We start from the raw sequence: 15811 nt of genomic DNA on the forward strand, positions 1-15811 counted from the left end.
CGCATGTCCGTCTACGATACCCTTGCCCGCCTCGGCGTCGAACTGCCCGCCGCCAACGCCCCCGCCGCCGCCTATGTAATGGCCGCGCAAACCGGCAATACCGTGTTCCTGTCGGGCCATATCGCCCGCAAGGACGGCAAGGTCTGGGCCGGCAAGCTGGGCAAGGACATCGACACCGAAACCGGCAAGGCCGCCGCGCGCGCCATCGCCGTCGACCTGCTGGCCACCCTGCACGCGCACGTGGGCGACCTGAACCGCGTCACCCGCATCGTCAAGGTGATGAGCCTGGTCAACTCGACCCCCGAGTTCACCGAGCAGCACCTGGTCACCAACGGTGCCTCCGAGTTCCTGGCCGAAGTGTTCGGCGACAAGGGCAAGCACGCGCGCAGCGCCTTTGGCGTGGCGCAGATCCCGCTGGGCGCCTGCGTCGAGATCGAGATGATCGTCGAAGTGCAGGGCTGAGCCTCGCAACATGCGCATCGACAACCTGCCCTTCGGCACAACCGACTGGTCGGCCATCGCGCCGACCCGCCATCCCGGCGAACAGGGCGAGGCCACTTGGCGCACGCGCCAGTTCGGCGATATCCGCGTGCGCATGGTCGAATACTCGCCCAGCTACCTCGCCGACCACTGGTGCAGCAAGGGCCATATCCTGTTCGTGCTGGAAGGCGAACTCCATACCGAACTGGAAGACGGCCGGCAGTTCGTGCTCACCGCGGGCACCAGCTACCAGGTAGCCGACCAGGCGGAAGCGCACCGTTCGTCCTCGCCGACGGGCGCACGACTTTTTATCGTTGACTGAGCGGCAGGGTTAGCCGCTCTCTCCAGATTTCCCCCAGACCAAAAGAGACACATCATGAAATGGGCCATCTCCCGCCGGGCGCAGCAACTGACCAGCTCGGCCATCCGCGAAATCCTCAAGGTCACCGAGCGCCCGGAAGTCATTTCCTTCGCCGGCGGCCTGCCGTCGCCGGCGTCGTTCCCGGTAGCGGCCATGGAGGCAGCGACGGCCCGCGTATTCGCCGACAACCCGCAGGCGGCGCTGCAATACGCCGCGACCGAAGGCTACCTGCCGCTGCGCGAGTTCATCGCAAAGCGCCATGACGTGGCCGTCGAACGCGTGCTGATCGTTACCGGCTCGCAGCAGGCGCTGGACCTGATCGCCAAGGTGATGATCGACCCGGGCAGCAAGGTGATGGTGGAAACCCCCAGCTACCTCGGCGCGCTGCAGGCCTTCTCGCTGTTCGAGCCGGAGTTCGTCTCGATCCCCACCGACGACAAGGGCCTGCTGCCCGAGGCGCTGACGCCCGAACTGACCGCCGGCGCGCGCTTCCTGTACGCGCTGCCCAACTTCCAGAACCCGACCGGCCGCCGCCTGCCGCTGGAGCGCCGCAAGGCGCTGGTGGCGCGTGCGCAGGAGCTGGGCGTGCTGCTGGTCGAGGACGATCCCTACGGCGCACTGAGCTATACCGGCGACCAGCTGCCGACGCTGCTGTCGATGAATCCGGACGGCGTGATCTACATGGGCTCGTTCTCGAAGATCCTGGCGCCTGGCCTGCGCTTGGGCTACGTGATCGCCCCGCCCGAGCTGCACTTCAAGCTGTGCCAGGCCAAGCAGGCCTCGGACCTGCACACGCCCACCTTCACCCAGCGCGTGGCCTACGAGACCGTGCGCGACGGCCTGCTGGACACGCACATCCCGACCATCCGCGAGCTCTACAGCAAGCAGTGCAGCTTCATGCTGGACGCCCTCAAGCGCCACATGCCCGAGGGCGTGACCTGGAACGCGCCCGAAGGCGGCATGTTCATCTGGATGGAACTGCCCGAGGGCCTGGACAGCATGGTGATCCTGGAAGAGGCGGTGAAGCGCAACGTCGCCTACGTGCCGGGCGCGCCGTTCTACGCCAGCAACCCGAAGCGCAACGCACTGCGCCTGGCCTTCGTCACGGTGCCGGCCGAGCGCATCGAGCAGGGGGTGAAGACCCTGGGCGAACTGTTCCGCGAAGCCATCGCCGCCAGGCAACCGCGCGCGGCCTGAGGCCACACGGGCGCGCACCACCACAGGAGCCGACATGCTGCGTATCTGGGGCCGACTCTCCTCCATCAACGTGCAGAAAGTGGTCTGGTGCGCGCGCGAGCTGCACCTGGACCATGAGCGCGTGGACATCGGCGTGGCCAAGGGCGATCTCGACACCGAGGCCTATGTACGCCTGAACCCGAACCGCCAGATCCCGGTGATCGAGGATTTCCGCGGCACCGATGTGGGCGGCGAGCCCTTCGTGCTGTGGGAGTCCAATGCGATCGTGCGCTATCTGTGCGCGCGCTACGGCGAGGGCACGCTGTGGCCCGAAGACGTCAAGGCGCGCGCCTCGGCCGACCGCTGGATGGACTGGCAGACCACGGCGTTCAGCCCCGCCATGGTCACGGCGTTCCTGAACCTGGTGCGCACGCCCGCGGCACAGCGCGACCAGGCAGCCATCAAGGCGTCGTGCGAGCGCACCGAGCCACTGGCCGCGTTGCTCGACAAGGCGCTGGCCGGGCGCGAGTTTATCGGCGGCGACCGCTTCACCATGGCCGATATCTCGCTGGCCTGCGCCGCGCACCGCTGGATGGGATTGCCGGTGAAACACCAGCCGCGCCCCGAGCTGGAGCGCTGGCTGAACGCGATGCGCGCCCGCCCTGCGGCCGACGGCATCCTGGAACTGCCGCTGCGCTGAGCCGCGGCAGTTTTTTTCCTACTTCGCGGCGCGCGAACCCGACGCCGCGGTAAATACCCCCAGCCCGATAAACGCCGCCCCCGTCAGGTAGCGGCCGACGGCGCGCGCCCGCCCGGCGCGGCGCAGCGCCGGCATCACCGCGGCCGCGGCCATCACATAGCACGCGTCGGTGGTGGCCGCGATCAGCACGAAGGCCACGCCCAGCGCCAGGCTCTGCGTCAGCGCCGAACCGGCCGGGTTCATGAACTGCGGCAGGAAGGCGGCGAAGAAGATCGCCGTCTTGGGGTTGAGCAGCGCCACCACGAAGCCATCGCGCACCACCTGGCGCAGGCTGCGCGGCGCCACCTCCGGGGTGTCGCCGTTCGCGGCCGCCCCACCCGCGCGCAGCGCGCGGATGCCCAGCCAGATCAGGTAGGCCGCGCCCGCGTACTTGACCACCGAGAACGCCAGCGCCGACACCGAGAACAGCACCGCCAGCCCCAGCGAGGCGCCGATGGCATTGCCGAGGTTGCCCAGCGCCACCGCGCCGATCGAGGCCAGCCCGGCCCGCCGGCCCTGCGCCAGCGTGCGCGTGACGATATAGACCACGGCCGGGCCGGGCGTGATGGCGAGCGCCAGGCTGGCCAGCACGAAGGCGGTCAGCAATGGCCCCGGAGGCAGGAATTCAGTCATGGGGATCCTCGCTCGGCAAGTTGTCCGGGGCATCCCGCCCACGGTACGAAGATTGGAAGTATGGCCGCGACGCGGCCCTTGCGCCAGCACCGCGCGGCCCTCCGGGCTTGACCGCAGCAACAGGCATCCGGCGCGGCGCGTAGCAGGCAGACTTTTGCAACAGGCGCCGTTTAGAGTACTCTGGCCGGTGTGCCTGCACGGCCCATGTGCGCCACGCGCCCCCCCAGGGAAACCCTGATCCGTGAATGTAGCTCATGGTAGACATGACGCAATGTACGACTGCGAACCGGGAACCCGTTCCTAGAATCCCTGTTTTTACCGGATGCATTGGTGCTCGCGCGGCTCTTCGCACGCCGGTCTGAAGTGATAGGGGACGCCCAGGGCTCGCAGATTGCCCGGGCGCCCGAGCCAACCTGAGGAGGATTCAATCGTGTGGAGTCAAGTCTATGACCCGCTAGGCAATATGGCGCTGTCGACCATTGCCGCGGGCGTTCCCGTCGTCGTGCTGCTGGCAGCGTTGGCGTTCTTTCATATGCAGGCGCACTTGGCGGCCGGGCTGGCACTGCTGATCGGCATCGTCGTCGCCTCCACGGTGTTCGGCATGCCTGCGGCAATGGCCGGCAAAGCGGCCGGCCTTGGCATCGTGTCCGGCCTGTTCCCGATCGGCTGGATCGTGCTGAACATCATCTTCCTGCACCGGCTCACGACCCTGAACGGATCCTTCAAGGTGTTGCAGACCTCGATCTCCGGCATCACCGAAGACCGCCGCCTGCAACTGCTGCTGGTGGCGTTCAGCTTCGGCGCCTTCTTCGAGGGCGCAGCCGGCTTCGGCACGCCGGTCGCCGTGACCGGTGCCATCCTGATCGGCCTGGGCTTCTCGCCGCTGGCGGCCTCGGGCCTGGCGCTGATCGCCAACACCGCGCCGGTGGCCTACGGCGCGCTGGGCGCCCCGATTATCGGCCTGGCCTCGGTGACCGGCCTGGACCTGCTCGACCTGTCGGCCATGATCGGCCGCCAGCTGCCGTTCTTCTCGGTGATCGTGCCGTTCTGGCTGATCTGGGCTTTTGCCGGCTTCCGCGGCATGCTGGCGATCTGGCCGGCGGTCCTGGTGGCGGGCGTGAGCTTCGCCGTGCCGCAGTTCCTGGTGTCGAACTTCCACGGCCCTTGGCTGGTGGACGTGATCGCCGCGCTGGTGTCGATGGGCTCGCTGACGCTGTTCCTGAAGGTCTGGCATCCGAAGGAGATCTGGACCTCGGCCAAGATCCTCGGCCGCCACGACGACTCCAAGGTCGACCACCCCGAAGCGCTGGAAGCCGATGCGCGCGCCAGCGCCGCCTCGGTCGGCATCTCGGTGGCCAAGGCCTGGATGCCGTGGGTGATCCTGACGATCTTCGTCTTTGTCTGGGGCATCCCCGAGTTCAAGAAGCTGATGGATAGCCTGTGGGCCTGGAAATTCCCGATCCCGGGTCTCGACAAGGCCGTCATCAAAGTGCCACCGGTGGTGCCGAAAGAAGTCATCGAAGGCGCCGTCTTCAACTTCAACGTGCTGTCAATGGCCGGCACCGGCATCTTTGTCTCGGCGCTGCTGGGCGGCCTGCTGATGGGCTACTCGGTGCCGCGCCTGTTCAAGGAGTACTGGGAAACCATCAAGCTGGTGCGCTATTCGCTGCTGACCATCTGCGCGATGTTCGGCGTCGGCTACCTGACCCGCTACTCGGGCCTGGATGCCACGCTGGGCCTGGCCTTTGCCCACACCGGCGTGTTCTACCCGCTGTTCGGCACGATGCTGGGCTGGCTGGGCGTGGCGCTGACCGGTTCGGACACGGCCTCGAACGTGCTGTTCGGCGGCTTGCAGAAGACTACCGCCGAGCAGCTCGGGCTGTCGCCGGTGCTGATGGCGTCGGCCAACAGCTCGGGCGGCGTGATGGGCAAGATGATCGACGCGCAGTCGATCGTGGTGGCCTCGACCGCCACCAAGTGGTACGGGCACGAGGGCGACATCCTGCGCTACGTGTTCTTCCACTCGATCGTGCTGGCGATCCTGGTGGGCCTGTTCGTGACGCTGCAGGCGTATGTGCCGCCGTTCACGCATATGGTGATCCACCATCCCTGACCCTTAAGCGGTTTCCGCACTACGGTTCAGACGAAGCCCCGCCGCTGGCGGGGCTTTTCCATTGGGCAAGGCGCGTATCATGGTGCGTCTGATCCGCCGCACGCGTGCCTTGGTTCCCACAAGGAAGCCGGGGCACGCCGGGCAAAATGGGAATCCACCATGTTGCGTCGCCTGGAGAGACTGATCGACCCCTTCCGGGGCATGCCCGACCACGAGCCGCCCGGCCAGGTCTGGCGCTTCTATGCCTGGTACCTGCGGGAAGTATGGGGCGTGTTCGTGCTGCTGTTGCTGGTGGGCCTGGTCGGCGCGCTGATCGAAGTCGCGCTGTTCAGCTTCCTCGGCCGGCTGGTCGACATGGCGCAGACCACGCCCGGCGCGGAGTTCTTCAGCCGGCATCGCAACGAACTGCTGTGGATGGGCGTGGTGGCGCTGCTGCTGCGCCCCATCTTTTTCGGCCTGCACGATGTGCTCGTCCACCAGGTCATCAACCCCGGCCTGGCCAACCTGATCCGCTGGCAGAACCACCGCTACGTGCTCAAGCAGAGCCTGTCGTTCTTCCAGAACGACTTCGCCGGGCGCATCGCGCAGCGCATCATGCAGACCGGCTACTCGCTGCGCGATTCCGCGGTGCAGGCGGTGGATGCGCTCTGGCATGTGGTGATCTACGCGATCAGCTCGCTGGTGCTGTTTGCACAGGCCGACTGGCGGCTGATGATCCCGCTGCTGCTGTGGATCGTTTGCTACGTGGCCGCCCTGCTCTACTTTGTGCCGCGCGTAAAGCAGCGCTCGGTGGTCGCTACCGAGTCGCGTTCGCGGCTGATGGGGCGCATTGTCGACGGCTATACCAACATCACCACGCTCAAGCTGTTCGCCCATACCCGGCACGAGGAGGATTACGCGCGCGACGCCATGGCCGAGCAGACCGACAAGGTGCGGCTGGCCGGGCGCATGGTCAGCGGCATGGATATCACCATCACCGCCATGAACGGCGCGTTGATCGCCGGCACCACCGGGCTGGCGCTGTGGCTGTGGAGCACTGGGCATGTCACCACGGGCGCGATCGCGCTGACCACGGGGCTGGTGATCCGCATCAACAATATGTCCGGCTGGATCATGTGGGTGGTCAACGGCATCTTCGAGAACGTCGGCCAGGTGCAGGACGGCATGAAGACGATCGCCGTGCCGCGCCGGGTGACCGACCGCGCCGAAGCGCAGCCATTGCGCGTCAGCCAGGGCGAGGTCCGCTTCGAGCAAGTGGGATTCCACTACGGCAAGGGTTCCGGCGTCATCGAAGGCGTGGAGCTGACCGTGCGGCCAGGCGAGAAGATCGGACTGGTCGGGCCCTCCGGTGCCGGCAAGTCGACGCTGGTCAACCTGCTGCTGCGCCTCTATGACGTCGAACGCGGCCGCATCCTGATCGACGGCCAGGACATCGCCGGGGTCACGCAAGAAAGCCTGCGCGCGCAGATCGGCATGGTCACGCAGGACACCTCGCTGCTGCACCGCTCCATCCGCGAGAACCTGCTCTATGGCAAGCCCTCCAGCACCGAGACCGAACTGGCTGAAGCCCTGCATCGCGCCCGCGCGGACGAGTTCGTCCCGCACCTGGTCGACGCCCATGGCAACACCGGGCTGGAGGCGCAGGTCGGCGAGCGTGGCGTGAAACTGTCAGGCGGGCAGCGCCAGCGTATTGCGATTGCGCGCGTCCTGCTGAAGAACGCGCCGATCCTGATCCTCGACGAGGCAACCTCGGCGCTTGACTCGGAAGTGGAAGCGGCGATCCAGGAGAGCCTGGAAACCCTGATGCAGGGCAAGACCGTGATCGCCATCGCGCACCGGCTGTCGACGATCGCGCGCATGGACCGGCTGGTGGTGCTGGACAACGGCCATATCGTGGAAAGCGGCACGCATTCGCAACTGCTGGCGCAAGGCGGGCTGTATGCGCGGCTGTGGGCGCACCAGACAGGCGGCTTCGTCGGCGTCGACTGACCGGACCGCGGGGCTAGACCAGCCCCAGCAGGCCAGCCGCGCCGCCGATCGCCACCAGCACCAGCGGATGCACCCGCGTCTTCAGCATCAGCAGCACCGTGGCGGCGGTGACCAGCATTGCCGCCCAGTGCAGGTTGACGCTGCACGCCAGCACCCAGCCCGACGCGAACATCAGGCCGATGGTCAGCGCCGCCAGAGCGCGCCGGATCAGCCCCGGCCAGCGTGCATGCGGCGAGCGCCCGGAGAAATACTCGAAACACAGGGCGATCAGGCTCGACGGCCCGCAAATGCCGAGCATGGACGTCAGCGCGCCGGCCAGCCCCGCCACCTGCCAGCCGAACAGCGATACGAACAGGATGTTCGGCCCCGGCGCCGCCTGCGAGATCGCGTACATCGCCGAGAACTGCGCATCGGTCAGCCAGCCGTTGGCTTCCACCAGATAGCGGTGCATGTCGGGCAGCGTGCTACTGGCGCCACCGATCGCCAACAGCGACAGCACGCCGAAATGGGCCAGCAGGCTGCCCAGGATTTCGCCCAGACTCATGCCTGAGCCTCCTTGCCCGCTGCCTTGCCAATTTGCCACTCCCACACCAGCGCCAGCGGCACCAGCACGGCCATCACCGGCACCAGCGGCCAGCGCAGCAGGCCGACGGAGACAAAGGCGACGCCGCCGATCAGCACGTTGCGCACGGTCATCGACAGGCTCTGCGCCAGCCGGAAGCCAGTGGCCAGCATCAGGCCGGCCGAGACCGCCGTCATGCCGGTCAGCATGCGCCGCACCGCGGCCACGTCCTGGTAGTGCTGGTACAGCAGCATCAAACCCAGCACCAGCCCCATCGGCACCATCACGAGCCCGCTGAACGCGGCCAGCGCGCCGCGCCAGCCGGCAAAGCGCAGGCCCAGCATCAGCGCCAGGTTGATCACGTTGGGACCGGGCAGCACCTGGCCCAGGCTCAGCAGTTCGACGAAGTCGCGGTCGTCCAGCCAGCGGTTGCGGTCGACCACCGCGCGCCGCACGAACGGCAGCACGCCGCCGAAGCCGGACAGGCCCATGCGGGCGAATTCGAGGAACAGCTTGCGGGGGCCGGGCGGCCGCGCAAGTTCAGGCAGTGGGGGGACCGACATGAGGGAGGGCGCTGTGTAGCGGAGATTGCTGTTCTTGTTGCTTCCGGCCTGCGCCCCGTTCCGGTCAATGGCCGGGCACTGGGGAAAAGCCCGGCACGCAGGCCGGGCCCAGGTTCGCGGCCGCCCTGCAGGCCAGGGCAGCCGCGACGGCCGGCATCAGTTGCCGCCGGCCGGGGGTTCCACGCGCACCGGATCGATACGCGGTTCCTTCAGTTTCGCCTCGATCGCCTTGCCTTTGCGCGCGCGCTTGCCGACATACGGCAGCAGCGACTGCCCGGCCAGCTTCTGCGACGACGGCTTGCCGCCGCGGCCGGCGCCGGACAGCACCAGACCCGGCGCGCCGACAGCAATCGCCTGCAGCAGCTTTTCCTTCGGCTCCAGCTCGATCAGGATCACGCCACGCCCGCCGGCGGACAGCACCTTGACCTCGTCCAGCGCCACCAGCAGCAGGCGACCGTTGCCGGACAGGCAGGCCGCATGCGTGGCCTCGTCGCCGATCGGCGCCGGCGCCAGCGGCGTGTCGCCGTCATCGAGCGTCAGGAACGACTTGCCGCCCTTCTGCCGGCTGATCATGTCGCCGACCTTGGTCTGGAAGCCATTGCCGCCCGCGGTGGCGATCAGCATGCGCTGCTCGACGCTGCCGGCAAAGGTGTGCGCGACCTGGCTGCCGGACTGCAGCTCGATCAGCGTGGTGATGGGCACCCCGTCGCCGCGCCCGCCCGGCAGGCTGGCGACCGGCACGGAATAGACCCGGCCATTGGTGCCGAATACCAGCAGCACGTCGACGGTGCGGCATTCGAAGGTGTCATAGAGCGCGTCGCCGGCCTTGAAGGTGAACTGCTGCGCGTCGTGGCCGTGGCCCTGGCGCGTGCGCACCCAGCCCTTCTGCGACATCACCACTGTCACCGGCTCGTCGATCACGCGCACTTCGGCCGCGGCGCGGCGCTCTTCCTGGATCAGCGTGCGGCGCGGGTCCTTGTCTTCCGGGCTGTATTGCTTGGCGTCGGTCTCGATCTCCTTGATGATGCGTCGGCGCATCATGGTCTCGGACTTGAGCAGCACGTCCAGTTCGGCCTGCTCCTCGCGCAGCTCCTTCAGTTCCTTCTCGATCCGGATCGCTTCCAGGCGCGCCAACTGGCGCAGCCGGATTTCGAGGATGTCCTCGGCCTGGCGGTCGCTCAGGCCGAAGGCCTCGATCAGCGCCGGCTTGGGCTCGTCGCTCTCGCGGATGATGCGGATCACCTCGTCGATATTGAGCAGCACCAGCATCCGGCCTTCGAGGATATGGATGCGGTCCTCGACCTTGGCCAGGCGATGGCGCGTGCGCCGCGTGACGGTCTCGAAGCGGAACGCGATCCACTCGGCCAGGATCTCGCGCAGGCCCTTCTGGCGCGGCCGGCCGTCGGTGCCGATCATCACCAGGTTGATCGGCGCGCCCGACTCCAGGCTGGTGTGCGCCAGCAGCGTGTGGATGAACTCCTGCTGGCCGACGTTCTTGCTCTTGGGCTCGAACACCAGCCGAACGGGCGCATCCTTGCCCGATTCGTCGCGCACCGCGTCCAGCACCGCCAGCACGGTGGCCTTGAGCTGCTGCTGTTCCTGCGTCAGCGCCTTCTTGCCGGTCTTGATCTTGGGGTTGGTGATTTCCTCGATCTCTTCCAGCACCTTTTGCGCCGACGTGTTCGGCGGCAGCTCGGTCACCACCAGCTGCCACTGGCCGCGCGCCATCTCCTCGATGGTCCAGCGCGCGCGCACCTTCAGGCTGCCGCGGCCGCCTTCGTAGATCTGGGCGATATCGGATGCGGGCGAGATGATCTGGCCGCCGCCTGGATAATCCGGCCCCGGCATCAGCGCCAGCAGCTCGGCCAGCGTGATATTGGGGTTGCGGATCATCGCGACCGTGGCCGCGGCCACTTCACGCAGGTTGTGCGGCGGCACTTCGGTCGCCATACCCACCGCGATGCCCGAGGCGCCGTTGAGCAGCACGAACGGCAGCCGCGCCGGCAGCAGCTTGGGCTCCTGCATCGAGCCGTCGTAGTTGGGGGCAAAGTCGACCGTGCCTTCGTCGATCTCATCCAGCAGCAGCCGCGAGATCGGCGTCAGGCGCGCTTCGGTGTAGCGCATCGCCGCCGCGCCGTCGCCGTCGCGCGAGCCGAAGTTGCCCTGGCCGTCGATCAGCGGGTAGCGCAGCGAGAAGTCCTGCGCCAGCCGCACCAGCGCGTCATACGCGGACTGGTCGCCGTGCGGGTGGAACTTGCCCAGCACGTCGCCGACCACGCGCGCGGACTTGACCGGCTTGGCATCGGCGCGCAGGCCCATCTCGTGCATCGCGAACAGGATGCGGCGCTGCACCGGTTTCTGGCCGTCGGCCACCTCGGGCAGCGCGCGGCCCTTGACCACGCTGACCGCGTAGTCCAGGTAGGCCCGCTCGGCGTAGCGCGCCAGCGTCAGCGAATCCGCCGGCTCTTCAGGTTGAAACGTGATGTCTTGTTGTTCCATGGATAGGCAAGAATTCGGCGCGCCATCTTGAACTGCCGGCGCGCCGGGTTGCTTGTTGTTCGGTCATGCCGGTCAGGGCATGTTGCGGCGTCCGCCGATCACCATCTTCACGCGCGGGCCGTCCGCGCTGGCGCTGGCGCGCGTCAGCACCGCGCCCTGCTGCGGCTGGTACAGCCGATAGAACTGCAGCACGGTGCTGACGTACTGCTGCGTCTCGGGGTAGGGCGGAATCCGGTTGTTGTAGCGCTGCACCGCGCCCTCGCCCGCGTTGTAGGCGGCCAGCACCAGCTCCAGGTTGTTCGGGAACAGCTGCATCAGCCAGCGCAGGTAGCGCACGCCCGCGGTGATATTGGTGCGCGGGTCGGCCAGCTTCTGCTCGACGGTGCGGCGCGCATCGGCGCTGACGCCAAAGCGCGCGCCGGTGTCGGGGATCACCTGCATCAGGCCGATCGCACCCTTGGGCGACACCGCGCCGGGATTGAAGCCCGACTCCACCGCCATCACCGCCTTGACTAGCGCGGGATCGACATCCTGCTTGCCGGCGATCTGGTGGATCAACGGCTCGACGGTCTTGATATTGGGATGGTTGACGACGTAGCGGTAGAGCTTGTGCTGCTCCAGGTCGATGTCGTTCCCGGCGGCCACGGCCGCCTGCGAACGCCCGCGCTGGATCGCTGCCAGACGCGTGCTGTCGAGCGTGCCGCCGTCCTTCATGAACAGCTTGTAGCGCTCGTCCAGCTTCTGGTCGGCAAAGTGCGCCACGCCTTCGGCATCGATATAGCCCCACAGCTCGGCATGCGCCGCCGGCGCACAGGCGAGCCCGGCCAGCGCCAGGACGGCTGCTGCCGCCTTGCGCCATGGTTTGCCGGGGAGTCTCGTCGTCATGTGCGTTCCACTGATTAGGTGAGCAACTGCCGGATCTACCGTCATTCCCGCGCAGGCGGGAACGACGTGGAAGCGAACTGGGCGATTATCTACCCATTCGCCGGCGGGCGCTTCCCGGTCAGATATCGGCCTCGACCTCGTTGCCCTTTTCTTCCAGCCAGCTGCGGCGCTGCGCGGCCTCGCCCTTGCCCATGAGCATGTTCATCATCTCGACAGTCTGCGGCAGGTCGTATTCGCCCAGCGTCACGGGCAGCAGGCGCCGCGTGTCGGGGTTCATAGTGGTTTCCCAGAGCTGTTCGGCGCTCATTTCGCCCAGGCCCTTGAAGCGCGAAATCTGCCACGAGTTTTCCTTGACGCCGTCCTTGAGCAGCTTGTCCTGGATGGCTTCCAGTTCGCCTTCGTCCAGCGCGTACAGCTTCTGCGCGGGCTTCTTGCCGCGCGCGGGCGCATCGACGCGGAACAGCGGCGGACGCGCCACACAGACGTTGCCGGTCTCAATCAGCTTGGGGAAGTGGCGGAAGAACAGCGTCAGCAGCAGCACCTGGATATGCGCGCCGTCCACGTCCGCGTCGGACAGGATGCAGATCTTGCCGTAGCGCAGGTTGGACAGGTCGGGCTCGTCGTTGGTGCCGTGCGGGTCCACGCCGATCGCCACGGCGATATCGTGCACCTCGTTGTTGGCAAAGAGGCGGTCGCGCTCGGTCTCCCAGGTGTTGAGCACCTTGCCGCGCAGCGGCAGGATGGCCTGGAATTCCTTGTCGCGGCCCATCTTGGCCGAGCCGCCGGCGGAATCGCCCTCGACCAGGAACAGCTCATTGCGGGTCAAGTCGGTGGACTCGCAGTCGGTCAGCTTGCCGGGCAGCACGGCCACGCCGGAGCCCTTCTTCTTCTCGACCTTCTGTGCCGCGCGCGTGCGGGCCTGGGCCTGGCGGATCACCAGTTCGGCCAGCTTCTTGCCATACTCGACATGGTGGTTCAGCCACAGCTCCAGCGCCGGGCGGCTGAAGGTGGACACCAGCCGCACCGCGTCGCGGCTGTTCAGCCGTTCCTTGATCTGGCCCTGGAACTGCGGATCCAGCACCTTGGCCGACAGCACGAACGAGGCGCGCGCGAACACGTCTTCGCTCATCAGCTTGACGCCCTTGGGCTGCAGCGCGTGCATCTCGATAAAGCTCTTGACCGCCTGGAACAGGCCTTCGCGCAGGCCGGACTCATGCGTGCCGCCGGCGGGCGTGGGGATCAGGTTGACGTAGGACTCGCGCACCGGTGCGCCGTCCTCGGTCCAGGCCACCACCCACGACGCACCTTCGCCGTCGGCAAAGCCTTCCTCGCCCGGATTGGCGTCGGGGTCGGCGAAATGCTCGCCCTCGAACATCGGGATCACCAGCTCGGCGCCACTGCCCTGGGCCAGCGCCTCGACCAGGTAGCCCTTCAGGCCCTGGTCGTACTGCCAGGTCTGGCGCTCGCCGGTCTTCTCGGTCACCAGCGTCACCTTGACGCCGGGCAGCAGCACGGCCTTGCTACGCAGCAGGCGCTGCAGCTCGGGCAGCGGGATCGTGGCCGAGTCGAAATACTTGGCGTCCGGCCACACCTGCACGCGGGTGCCGTTCTTCTTTTCGCCGCGCTCGAACTTGCGCGAGGCCAGCGGCACGGTCACGTCGCCGCCGGAGAAGGTCAGCGTGGAACACATGCTGTCGCGCCAGACGGTCACGTCCAGCTGCGTCGACAGGGCATTGGTTACCGACACGCCCACGCCGTGCAGGCCGCCCGAGAAGGCATAGGCGCCGCCCTTGCCCTTGTCGAACTTGCCGCCGGCGTGCAGCCGGGTAAAGACGATCTCGACCACCGGCACGCCTTCTTCCGGGTGGATGCCCACCGGGATGCCGCGGCCGTCGTCCTCCACGCTGACGCTGCCGTCGCGATGCAGGGTCACCAGGATCTCGGAGCCGTGGCCGCCCAGGGCCTCGTCCGAGGCGTTGTCGATCACCTCCTGCACGATATGCAGGGGGTTGTCGGTCCGGGTGTACATGCCGGGGCGCTGCTTGACCGGCTCCAGGCCCTTCAGGACCCGGATGGAGGATTCGCTGTACTGACTGGTTTTGCTCGCCATGGAGTCGCTACGAAAGTGATGGTCCCGGCTGCACCGGGCGCACAACTGTGCACGCGCCGGGGCACCGGGCACTGCATTGTAATGGAAGCGGGCGGCGGCAATCCCGCGAAAAAAGGTTGCCCTGACTCCCGGCGCCAGCACCACTTTGCCGGCCCACCGCCACTTCTTGCCGGGGCGCCGGCAACGCGGGCGCTCCCGCACGCGTTTTCCCCAGCCGGAGTAAACTCGCCACCACCCGGCCCCGGCAAGCCTGATTGCCGTCGCGGCGCGGTACACAACAACAAGCACAGACAATCCATGTCGGCGCCGCATCACCCGGCGGGACTGCCGTACACCGAGCCAAGACAATGCAAAACCGACAACTCTCCCTGACCACCGTGCTGGTGTGCGGCGGCCTGCTCGTCACACTTTCCATGGGTATCCGGCACGGTTTCGGCCTGTTCAACCTGCCGATCACGCAGGCCCACGGCTGGAACCGCGAGACCTTCGCCTTCGCGCTGGCGCTGCAGAACCTGATGTGGGGCGCCAGCCAGCCCTTCGCCGGCGCGCTGGCCGACAAGTTCGGCGCGCTGCGCATCATGCTGATCGGGGTGGCGCTCTACGTGGCCGGCCTGGTGGTGATGGCGCTGGCCACCAGCGGCACCGCCTTCGCCACCGGCGCTGGCGTTATGATCGGCATCGCCCAGTCCGGCACGACCTACAGCATCGTCTACGGCGTGATCGGCCGCATTGCCAGCCCCGAGAAGCGCGTCTGGGCAATGGGCATTGCCGCCGCGGCGGGCTCGTTCGGGCAGTTCCTGATGATCCCGGTGGAGCAGGGGCTAATCTCCGGCCTGGGCTGGCAGAACGCGCTCTACGTGATGGCGCTGATGGCCTGCGTGATGCTGCCGCTGGCCCTGACGCTGCGCGAACCGCGCGAGGCGGCCCACACGGCCGGCCACCATCAGACCATCGGCCAGGCCGTGCACGAAGCCTTCGGCAACCGCAATTTCCAGTTGCTGACGCTGGGCTACTTCGTGTGTGGCTTCCAGGTGGTGTTTATCGGCGTGCACCTGGCGCCGTACCTGAAGGACCAGGGCCTGACCGACCCGAAAGTCGCCGTCGTGGCGCTTGCGCTGATCGGGCTGTTCAATGTATTCGGCACCTATACCGCTGGCGCGATCGGCCAGCGACTGCCCAAGCGCTACCTGCTGGCGTTCATCTACCTGGCACGCTCGGTGGTGATCTCAGGCTACCTGCTGCTGCCGCTGACGGTGGCCAGCACCTGGGTGTTCGCGGCGCTGATGGGCTTCCTGTGGCTGTCGACCGTGCCGCTGACCAACGGCATCATCGCCCAGGTGTTCGGCGTGAAATACCTGTCGATGCTGTCCGGCGTGGTGTTCTTCTCGCACCAGATTGGCAGCTTCCTGGGCGCCTGGCTGGGCGGCTTCCTCTACGACCGCACCGGTGGCTACAACACGGTGTGGATGATCGCCATTGCGCTGGGCGTGATGGCCGCGCTGGTGAACCTGCCGATCCGCGAGCAGGCGCTGGTGCGCGCGCAGCCGGCGGCGGCATGATGACGACCCAGGCGCGCGTGGCGAAGGCAGCCGGGCTGGCGGTGCTGGCCGGGGTGCTGGCGCTTGGGTTCGTGGGTTATCTGCGGCCGGGGTTTATGGTCGACCTGACCAATATGGTGCTGGCCTGGTGCAGTTGAGGTAG

Annotated in this window: 14 protein-coding genes; 8 read left to right on the forward strand and 6 right to left on the reverse strand. The window is 67.3% G+C overall.

The window, feature by feature from the left end:
* The first annotated feature begins 3 nt into the window (after positions 1-3).
* From K307_RS40700 to K307_RS40715, 4 genes are read left to right on the forward strand one after another with little or no spacing between them, the layout of a single operon-like run.
* Positions 4-462 (forward strand): RidA family protein, encoded by a 459-nt coding sequence (locus tag K307_RS40700; RefSeq protein WP_042886676.1) that lies wholly within the window; start codon positions 4-6, stop codon positions 460-462.
* 10 nt (positions 463-472) lie between these two features.
* Positions 473-802, forward strand: coding sequence for a DHCW motif cupin fold protein (locus tag K307_RS40705; protein ID WP_042886677.1), 330 nt, complete (start codon positions 473-475; stop codon positions 800-802).
* 54 nt (positions 803-856) lie between these two features.
* Positions 857-2038, forward strand: a complete 1182-nt coding sequence (locus K307_RS40710) for a PLP-dependent aminotransferase family protein (protein ID WP_042886678.1) — start codon at positions 857-859, stop codon at positions 2036-2038.
* 34 nt (positions 2039-2072) lie between these two features.
* Positions 2073-2717 (forward strand): glutathione S-transferase family protein, encoded by a 645-nt coding sequence (locus tag K307_RS40715; protein WP_042886680.1) that lies wholly within the window; start codon positions 2073-2075, stop codon positions 2715-2717.
* Between the two features lie 18 nt (positions 2718-2735).
* Here K307_RS40715 and K307_RS40720 read toward each other — a convergent pair whose 3' ends face one another.
* Positions 2736-3389 carry a LysE family translocator gene (locus tag K307_RS40720; RefSeq protein ID WP_042886681.1) on the reverse strand — a complete coding sequence of 218 codons (654 nt, stop codon included), beginning with the start codon at positions 3387-3389 and terminating at the stop codon, positions 2736-2738.
* A 430-nt stretch (positions 3390-3819) separates the two neighbouring features.
* Between K307_RS40720 and K307_RS40725 the strand changes: the two genes are divergently transcribed.
* Both K307_RS40725 and K307_RS40730 read left to right on the forward strand, forming a co-directional pair.
* Positions 3820-5502: an L-lactate permease gene (locus tag K307_RS40725; RefSeq protein ID WP_042886682.1), complete on the forward strand. Its 1683-nt coding sequence runs from the start codon at positions 3820-3822 to the stop codon at positions 5500-5502.
* Between the two features lie 159 nt (positions 5503-5661).
* Positions 5662-7491 (forward strand): ABC transporter ATP-binding protein, encoded by a 1830-nt coding sequence (locus K307_RS40730; protein WP_042886683.1) that lies wholly within the window; start codon positions 5662-5664, stop codon positions 7489-7491.
* 13 nt (positions 7492-7504) lie between these two features.
* On the opposite strand, the gene K307_RS40735 is transcribed toward K307_RS40730, so the two are convergent.
* From K307_RS40735 to K307_RS40755, 5 genes are all read right to left on the reverse strand, one after another.
* Positions 7505-8035: a chromate transporter gene (locus K307_RS40735; RefSeq protein ID WP_042886684.1), complete on the reverse strand. Its 531-nt coding sequence runs from the start codon at positions 8033-8035 to the stop codon at positions 7505-7507.
* Complete coding sequence (locus K307_RS40740; RefSeq protein WP_042886685.1) at positions 8032-8616, reverse strand: chromate transporter; 585 nt, start codon at positions 8614-8616, stop codon at positions 8032-8034. Before K307_RS40740 ends, K307_RS40735 begins: the two co-directional genes overlap by 4 nt.
* Before the next feature lie 156 nt (positions 8617-8772).
* Complete coding sequence (gene parC, locus K307_RS40745) at positions 8773-11115, reverse strand: DNA topoisomerase IV subunit A (RefSeq protein ID WP_042886686.1); 2343 nt, start codon at positions 11113-11115, stop codon at positions 8773-8775.
* A 72-nt stretch (positions 11116-11187) separates the two neighbouring features.
* Complete coding sequence (locus K307_RS40750; protein WP_042886687.1) at positions 11188-12000, reverse strand: lytic transglycosylase domain-containing protein; 813 nt, start codon at positions 11998-12000, stop codon at positions 11188-11190.
* A gap of 118 nt (positions 12001-12118) precedes the next feature.
* Positions 12119-14110 (reverse strand): DNA topoisomerase IV subunit B, encoded by a 1992-nt coding sequence (locus tag K307_RS40755; protein WP_042886688.1) that lies wholly within the window; start codon positions 14108-14110, stop codon positions 12119-12121.
* Positions 14111-14457: 347 nt separating this feature from the next.
* Here K307_RS40755 and K307_RS40760 point away from each other — a divergent pair, with 347 nt between their 5' ends.
* Together K307_RS40760 and K307_RS48710 are read left to right on the forward strand one after the other, a co-directional pair.
* A complete protein-coding gene (locus K307_RS40760; RefSeq protein WP_042886689.1) occupies positions 14458-15669 on the forward strand; it encodes an MFS transporter in 1212 nt (403 codons plus the stop codon).
* Positions 15666-15806, forward strand: a complete 141-nt coding sequence (locus K307_RS48710; RefSeq protein ID WP_196251654.1) for a hypothetical protein — start codon at positions 15666-15668, stop codon at positions 15804-15806. Before K307_RS40760 ends, K307_RS48710 begins: the two co-directional genes overlap by 4 nt.
* Positions 15807-15811: the final 5 nt, after the last annotated feature.

It is taken from the genome of Cupriavidus necator A5-1 (assembly GCF_000744095.1).
Taxonomy (GTDB): Bacteria; Pseudomonadota; Gammaproteobacteria; order Burkholderiales; family Burkholderiaceae; genus Cupriavidus; species Cupriavidus necator_A.

Bases quoted from the DNA above. Each gene is read 5' to 3' on its own strand.
- K307_RS48710 (WP_196251654.1), top strand. From the start codon at position 15,666: ATGATGACGACCCAGGCGCGCGTGGCGAAGGCAGCCGGGCTGGCGGTG.
- K307_RS40715 (WP_042886680.1), top strand. From the start codon at position 2,073: ATGCTGCGTATCTGGGGCCGACTCTCCTCCATCAACGTGCAGAAAGTG.
- K307_RS40700 (WP_042886676.1), top strand. From the start codon at position 4: ATGTCCGTCTACGATACCCTTGCCCGCCTCGGCGTCGAACTGCCCGCC.
- K307_RS40755 (WP_042886688.1), bottom strand. From the start codon at position 14,110: ATGGCGAGCAAAACCAGTCAGTACAGCGAATCCTCCATCCGGGTCCTG.
- K307_RS40710 (WP_042886678.1), top strand. From the start codon at position 857: ATGAAATGGGCCATCTCCCGCCGGGCGCAGCAACTGACCAGCTCGGCC.
- K307_RS40760 (WP_042886689.1), top strand. From the start codon at position 14,458: ATGCAAAACCGACAACTCTCCCTGACCACCGTGCTGGTGTGCGGCGGC.
- K307_RS40720 (WP_042886681.1), bottom strand. From the start codon at position 3,389: ATGACTGAATTCCTGCCTCCGGGGCCATTGCTGACCGCCTTCGTGCTG.
- K307_RS40730 (WP_042886683.1), top strand. From the start codon at position 5,662: ATGTTGCGTCGCCTGGAGAGACTGATCGACCCCTTCCGGGGCATGCCC.
- K307_RS40735 (WP_042886684.1), bottom strand. From the start codon at position 8,035: ATGAGTCTGGGCGAAATCCTGGGCAGCCTGCTGGCCCATTTCGGCGTG.
- K307_RS40705 (WP_042886677.1), top strand. From the start codon at position 473: ATGCGCATCGACAACCTGCCCTTCGGCACAACCGACTGGTCGGCCATC.
- parC (WP_042886686.1), bottom strand. From the start codon at position 11,115: ATGGAACAACAAGACATCACGTTTCAACCTGAAGAGCCGGCGGATTCG.
- K307_RS40740 (WP_042886685.1), bottom strand. From the start codon at position 8,616: ATGTCGGTCCCCCCACTGCCTGAACTTGCGCGGCCGCCCGGCCCCCGC.
- K307_RS40750 (WP_042886687.1), bottom strand. From the start codon at position 12,000: ATGACGACGAGACTCCCCGGCAAACCATGGCGCAAGGCGGCAGCAGCC.